A 6,367-nucleotide genomic window follows, 5' to 3' on the forward strand; every position below is an offset into this window, starting at 1 on the left:
CGCGCAGGGCCACCTGCGCGCCGTGCGCGCCCGCGCACCTGTCAGGAGCGCAGCAGCAGCCACTCCTGGAGTTCCACGAGGTTGCCCTCCGGGTCCTTCAGGTGGGCGACGCGCATGCGGTCCGTCATCGGGGCCGGGCCGTGCAGCACGGTCGCGCCGCGCTCGGTGACCTGTGCGCAGTAGGCGTCCAGGTCGTCCACGCGCAGCACCACCAGCGAGCGGTGCCCGGTGGCGGTGTCGCCCAGCTCGCCCAGCACCTCGGCCATCATCGCCCGGTCCTGGAGGGCGATGCCCGCGGAGCCGGTGGCAGGGCTGAACTTCTCGTACGGTCCCCGCACCGCGCCGGACTGCGGCTTGAGGCCCAGCACGTCGGCGTAGAAGCGGTAGGAGGCGGCGAAGTCGGTGACGAGGAGCCGTACTTGGGCGAGTTCCACGGTGTTTCCCCCTGGCGCGGTCAGGACCAGCGGCCGGTGCGGCCCAGGAGCAGGGCCGCGGCCGCGGTGCCGGCGGTCGATGTACGCAACACAGTAGGACCCAGGACGTAGGGCTGGGCGCCGGCCTCGGCGAACAGCGCCAACTCCTCGGGACTGACGCCGCCTTCGGGGCCCACGACCAGCACGATCTCGCCACGGTCGGGGAGTTGGGCGGTGGCCAGCCGCTCCTCGCCGCTCTCGTGGAGCACCGCGGCGAAGTCCGCCGCGGCGAGGAGCGCGGCGACCTGCTTGGTCGTCGCGGCGTCCGCGACCTCGGGGAAGCGGACCCGGCGGGACTGCTTGCCGGCCTCGCGGGCGGTGGCCCGCCACTTGCCGAGCGCCTTGAGCCCCCGCTCGCCCTTCCACTGGGTGATGCAGCGGGAGGCGGCCCAGGGCACGATCGCGTCGACGCCGACCTCCGTCATGGTCTCCACGGCCAGCTCGCCGCGGTCGCCTTTGGGGAGGGCTTGGACGACGGTGATACGGGGCGACAGCGGGGGTTCCTCGGTCACTTTGTCCAGGCGCACGACGAGCCGGTCCTTGCCCTCGGCGGCGGTCACCTCTCCCTCGGCCCACCGCCCTGCGCCGTCCGTGAGCACGACCCGCTCACCGGGCTGGAGCCGCTTCACCGAGACGGCGTGCCGTCCCTCGGGGCCGTCCAGCACGCACTGCCCCTGCCCGTCGTCCAGCCTGCCGACCACGAACACCGGCGCCGTCATCGCGGGTCGCCTCCGGTCGAGGGGTACGCCGACAACGCTGTCCTGGCGGCATCCAGTTCGGCCGCCAGCACCGCCACCAGCTCCCCGGCGGGCAGCGCACGGGCCATGCGGTGGCCCTGGCCCGCCCACAGCGCCATGCCCTGCGGGTCGCCCGCCTTCGCGGCGGCCTTGCGCAGCGGCGAGGTGAGGTGGTGGACCTCCGGGTAGGCGGCGGGCGCGTACGGGCCGTGTTCGCGTACGAAGCGGTTGACCAGGCCGCGGGCGGGCCGCCCGGAGAAGGCACGGGTCAGTTCCGTGTGCGGGAACAGCGGGTCGGTCAGGGCCTGCTTGTGCAGGGCGTTCGCCCCGGACTCGGGGGTGGCGAGGAAGGCCGTGCCCAGTTGGGCGGCGCTCGCGCCGGCCGCGAGGACGGCGGCGATCTGGCTGCCGCGCATGATGCCTCCGGCGGCGATGATCGGCAGGTCCACGGCCTCGCGGAGCTGCGCGACCAGGGAGAGGACGCCGATGCCGGCGCCGTCGTTCTCCGGCTGGTCGCGGTGGGCGCCCTGGTGACCGCCCGCCTCCACGCCCTGCGCGATCACCGCGTCCGCGCCCGCCCGCGCCACGGCCAGCGCCTCCTCGACGGTGGTCGCGGTGACCAGGGCGTACGTGCCGACGCGGTGCAGGGAGTCGACGACCTCGCGGGTGGGGACGCCGAAGTGGAAGGAGACCACCGGGACCGGGTCGTCCAGGAGGACGGCGAGTTTGACGTCGTAGCCGTCGTCCCGTCCGCAGTCGGTGTCGCCCAGCTCGGTCTCGTACCAGGTGGCCTCGCCGGCCAGTTGCTGGGCGTAGAGGTCGACGGCGCCGGATTCCGCAAGCTCCGGCTGGGGCATGAAGACGTTCACGCCGAAGGGGCGGCCGGTCAGCCCGCGCACCTGCTTGATCTCCTGGTACATGCCGTCCGCCGTCTTGTACCCGGCGGCCAGGAAGCCCAGCCCGCCGGCCTCGGACACCGCGGCGGCGAGCTGCGGCCCGGAGGGGCCGCCCGCCATCGGGGCCTGCACGATCGGATGGGGGAAGAGATCGGTCAGTGCGGACAATGCGGAGGACATGACCGCATGGTGTCACGTCCTCCGTACGGCACCGAATCCGGGCGTCCTCCGGCATATGCCGAGGGCAGCCACCGACGTCGGCGGCTGCCCTGGGACGTGCATCGCGGGGTCGCCGCCCGGCTCAACGCCCGTTGAACGCGTCCTTCAACCGCGAGAACAACCCCTGCTGCCCCGGCTGGAACTGGCCCTGGGGGCGTTCCTCGCCGCGCAGTTCGGCCAGCTCGCGCAGCAGGCGCTCCTGCTCGGGGTCGAGCTTGGTCGGGGTCTGGACCTCGACGTGCACGATGAGGTCGCCCCGGCCGCCGCCGCGCAGGTGCGTGACGCCGCGGCCGTGCAGCGGGATCGACTGGCCGGACTGCGTGCCGGGCCGGATGTCGACCTCCTCCATGCCGTCCAGGGTCTCCAGCGGCACCTTGGTGCCGAGGGACGCCGCGGTCATCGGGATCGTGACCGTGCAGTGCAGGTCGTCACCGCGCCGCTGGAAGGTCTGGTGCGGCAGTTCGTGGATCTCGACGTAGAGGTCGCCGGCCGGGCCGCCGCCCGGGCCGACCTCGCCCTCGCCCGCGAGCTGGATCCGCGTGCCGTTGTCCACACCGGCCGGGATCTTCACCGTCAGCGTGCGGCGGGCGCGGATGCGGCCGTCACCGGCGCACTCCGGGCACGGGGTCGGCACGACGGTGCCGAAGCCCTGGCACTGCGGGCAGGGGCGGGAGGTCATGACCTGGCCCAGGAAGGACCGGGTGACCTGCGAGACCTCACCGCGGCCGCGGCACATGTCACAGGTCTGCGCGGTGGTGCCGGGCGCGGCGCCCTCGCCGTTGCAGGTGGTGCAGACGACGGCCGTGTCGACCTGGATGTCCTTCGTCGTGCCGAAGGCAGCCTCGTCCAGCTCCACCTCCAGCCGGATCATCGCGTCCTGGCCCCGGCGGGTGCGCGAGCGCGGTCCGCGCTGCGACGCCGTGCCGAAGAACGCGTCCATGATGTCGGAGAAGTTGCCGAAGGAACCGGCCCCGAAGCCGCCCGCGCCGGCTCCGCCGGACTGCGAGAGCGGATCGCCGCCGAGGTCGTAGACCTGCTTCTTCTGCGGGTCCGACAGCACCTCGTAGGCGGCGTTGATCTCCTTGAACCGCTCCTGGGTCTTCGGATCCGGGTTGACGTCCGGGTGCAGCTCGCGCGCGAGCCGACGGAACGCCTTCTTGATCTCATCCTGCGACGCGTCGCGGCGCACGCCGAGAACGGCGTAGTAGTCCGTGGCCACTTACGACTCCGCCAGGATCTGTCCGACGTACCGTGCCACTGCGCGTACCGCTCCCATCGTTCCCGGGTAGTCCATGCGGGTCGGTCCGACCACGCCGAGCTTGGCGACTGCCTCGCCGCCCGAACCGTAGCCCACCGACACGATGGACGTGGAGTTGAGTCCTTCGTGTGCGTTCTCGTGACCGATGCGCACGGTCATGCCCGGATCCTGTGTCTCACCGAGCAGCTTGAGCAGGACGACCTGCTCCTCCAGCGCCTCCAGGACGGGCCGGATGGTGAGGGGGAAGTCGTGTCCGAAGCGGGTGAGGTTGGCGGTGCCGCCGATCATCAGCCGCTCCTCGTTCTCCTCGACGAGGGTCTCCAGGAGGGCGGAGAGCACGGTGGCGACCGCGCCCCGGTCCTCCAGGTCGAAGCCGTCGGGGAGGTCCTCCACCAGCTGCGGCACGTCCGCGAAGCGGCGGCCCGCGACCCGGCTGTTCAGCCGCGCGCGCAGATCCGCCAGGGACGTCTCGCCGAAGGGCGCCGGACAGTCGATCATCCGCTGCTCGACCCGTCCGGTGTCCGTGATCAGCACGAGCATCACGCGCGCGGGGGCGAGCGAGAGCAGTTCCACGTGCCGGACGGTCGAACGGGTCAGCGAGGGGTACTGCACCACGGCGACCTGCCGGGTCAGCTGCGCCAGCAGCCGCACCGTGCGGGCCACCACGTCGTCGAGGTCGACCGCGCCGTCGAGGAAGTTCTGGATGGCGCGCCGCTCGGGCGCGGTCATCGGCTTGACCCCGGCGAGCTTGTCGACGAAGAGGCGGTACCCCTTGTCGGTGGGGATGCGGCCGGCGCTGGTGTGCGGCTGGGCGATGAAGCCCTCGTCCTCCAGGGCCGCCATGTCGTTGCGGACGGTGGCCGGTGAGACGCCGAGGTTGTGCCGCTCGGTGAGGGCCTTGGAGCCCACCGGCTCCTCGGTGCCGACGTAGTCCTGGACGATGGCGCGCAGCACCTGCAGCCTTCGCTCGCTGAGCATCGCACGCACCTCCAGAGTCGTCCCTCGGTTCCCACCTGGCACTCGGCGCATACGAGTGCCAGCATCCCCCGGCCCAGTGTACGGCCGTCGGGTACGCCGGGGGCAAGACCGGTCCGCGGAAGGGCGGGCCTGCCTTAGCGTCGCGGTATGACCATGACTTGGGAAGAGCTGGGCTGGGAGCGGCTGGCGGGCGGGGTCGGCCGGCTGCGGCTGCCGGTGTGGGACTGCACCGCCGGACTGGTCGTCGGGGACGGTGCGGCGCTGTGGGTGGACACGGGGTCGTCCCTCGCGGAGGGCGCGTGGCTGCGGGCGCGGGCGCGGGAGCTGACCGGTGGCGGTGTGACTCTTCTCGCGCTCACGCACCTCCACTTCGACCACGTCTTCGGGGCGGCGGCCTTCGAGGCGACCGAGGTCTTCGCCGCCGAGGGGGCGGGCGCGCTGCTCGGCGACGAGCGCGAGCGCGCGGAGCTGCGCGCGGACGGGGTCCGCCAGGGGCTGGACGCACGGGCGGCCGAGGAGGCCGCCGATGCCCTGGTGCGCCCCGGCCGGGAGGTCCGCGACCGGCTGACCGTCCCGCTGGGCGGCGGCCGGGAGGTGCTGCTGGCGAACGTGGGACCCGGGCACACCGCACACGACCTCGCCGTGGTGGTGCCGGGCGAGCGGCCGGCGGACCGGCCGGTGGTCTTCTGCGGTGACCTCGTCGAGGAGTCCGGTGAGCCGCAGGCGGGCCCCGACGCCGTACCGGAGCGGTGGCCGGACGCGCTGGACCGCCTGCTGGAGGTGGGCGGCGAGGACGCGCTGTACGTCCCCGGGCACGGCGCGGTGGTCGACGCGGCCTTCGTCCGGGCCCAGCGGGACGCGCTGGCGGCGCGCTTCGGCGTGTCGCGCTGATCACCGCCGGAGATCTCCATATCGTCACTCGAATGCGCCAGTACTCCGCCGATCTGACCCCTCCCTGGAAGAAGAAGTCGCCGCCGGTGCCGGAGGTGGCGGCCGAGCCCGGGCTGGTCGTCGAGGAACCGGCGACCGGATTCTGCGGCGCGGTGATCCGCTGCGAGGCGGGCACGGTGACCCTGGAGGACCGCTTCGGCAAGCACCGGGTGTTCCCGCTCCAGCCCCGGGGGTTCCTGCTGGAGGGGCGGCCGGTGACGCTGGTGCGGCCCGCCGCCGGTCCGGTACGCCCCACCCGTACGGCCTCCGGTTCGGTCGCCGTCGCCGGTGCACGCGCGCGCGTGGCCCGCGCCGGGCGCATCTACGTGGAGGGCCGGCACGACGCCGAGCTGGTCGAGAAGGTGTGGGGCGACGACCTGCGCATCGAGGGGGTCGTCGTCGAGTACCTGGAGGGCGTCGACGACCTGCCGGCGATCGTCGCCGAGTTCGCGCCCGGCCCGGACGCCCGCCTCGGCGTCCTCGTGGACCACCTCGTGCCGGGCAGCAAGGAGTGGCGCATCGCCGAGGCGGTGACCAGCGAGCACGCCCTGGTCGTCGGCCATCCGTACATCGACGTCTGGGAGGCCGTGAAGCCGTCCTCCCTCGGCATCGAGGCCTGGCCCCGGATCCCGCGCGGCCAGGACTGGAAGACGGGCGTCTGCCGCGCGCTGGGCTGGCCGGACAACACGGGCGCCGCCTGGCAGGGGATCCTCGCGCGGGTGCGGTCGTACAAGGACCTGGAGCCGGAGCTGCTGGGCCGGGTCGAGCAGCTGATCGATTTCGTGACGGACCCCGCGTAGGCCCTGTCCGGCGCGAGGCCCGATCGGCGCGTACCCGGCGGCCGCGGCGGCCGGTGAGGTCTGCCGGGCGGGCGTG

7 protein-coding genes are annotated in these 6,367 nt (G+C 73.4%); 2 read left to right on the top strand and 5 right to left on the bottom strand.

Annotated features, from left to right (window positions below; genetic code table 11):
• Window positions 1-41: 41 nt before the first annotated feature.
• The 5 genes from AB0G56_RS26495 to hrcA form a co-directional block, all read right to left on the bottom strand.
• Complete coding sequence (locus AB0G56_RS26495; protein WP_360973443.1) at window positions 42-434, bottom strand: VOC family protein; 393 nt, start codon at window positions 432-434, stop codon at window positions 42-44.
• A gap of 20 nt (window positions 435-454) precedes the next feature.
• Window positions 455-1,192: a 16S rRNA (uracil(1498)-N(3))-methyltransferase gene (locus AB0G56_RS26500; RefSeq protein ID WP_360973445.1), complete on the bottom strand. Its 738-nt coding sequence runs from the start codon at window positions 1,190-1,192 to the stop codon at window positions 455-457.
• Window positions 1,189-2,286, bottom strand: a complete 1,098-nt coding sequence (locus AB0G56_RS26505) for a nitronate monooxygenase (RefSeq protein ID WP_360973447.1) — start codon at window positions 2,284-2,286, stop codon at window positions 1,189-1,191. Before AB0G56_RS26505 ends, AB0G56_RS26500 begins: the two co-directional genes overlap by 4 nt.
• A gap of 121 nt (window positions 2,287-2,407) precedes the next feature.
• Window positions 2,408-3,544, bottom strand: coding sequence for a molecular chaperone DnaJ (gene dnaJ, locus AB0G56_RS26510; protein WP_360973449.1), 1,137 nt, complete (start codon window positions 3,542-3,544; stop codon window positions 2,408-2,410).
• Entirely contained in the window at window positions 3,545-4,561 is a 1,017-nt protein-coding gene (gene hrcA / locus AB0G56_RS26515) for a heat-inducible transcriptional repressor HrcA (RefSeq protein ID WP_360973451.1), read from the bottom strand. It lies immediately after the preceding gene.
• Between the two features lie 147 nt (window positions 4,562-4,708).
• Here hrcA and AB0G56_RS26520 point away from each other — a divergent pair, with 147 nt between their 5' ends.
• Together AB0G56_RS26520 and AB0G56_RS26525 are read left to right on the top strand one after the other, a co-directional pair.
• Window positions 4,709-5,452, top strand: coding sequence for an MBL fold metallo-hydrolase (locus AB0G56_RS26520; RefSeq protein ID WP_360973453.1), 744 nt, complete (start codon window positions 4,709-4,711; stop codon window positions 5,450-5,452).
• A 32-nt stretch (window positions 5,453-5,484) separates the two neighbouring features.
• Entirely contained in the window at window positions 5,485-6,291 is an 807-nt protein-coding gene (locus AB0G56_RS26525) for a DUF3097 domain-containing protein (protein ID WP_360973455.1), read from the top strand.
• Window positions 6,292-6,367: the final 76 nt, after the last annotated feature.

This window comes from Streptomyces sp. NPDC021356, assembly GCF_040641015.1.
Lineage (GTDB): Bacteria > Actinomycetota > Actinomycetes > Streptomycetales > Streptomycetaceae > Streptomyces.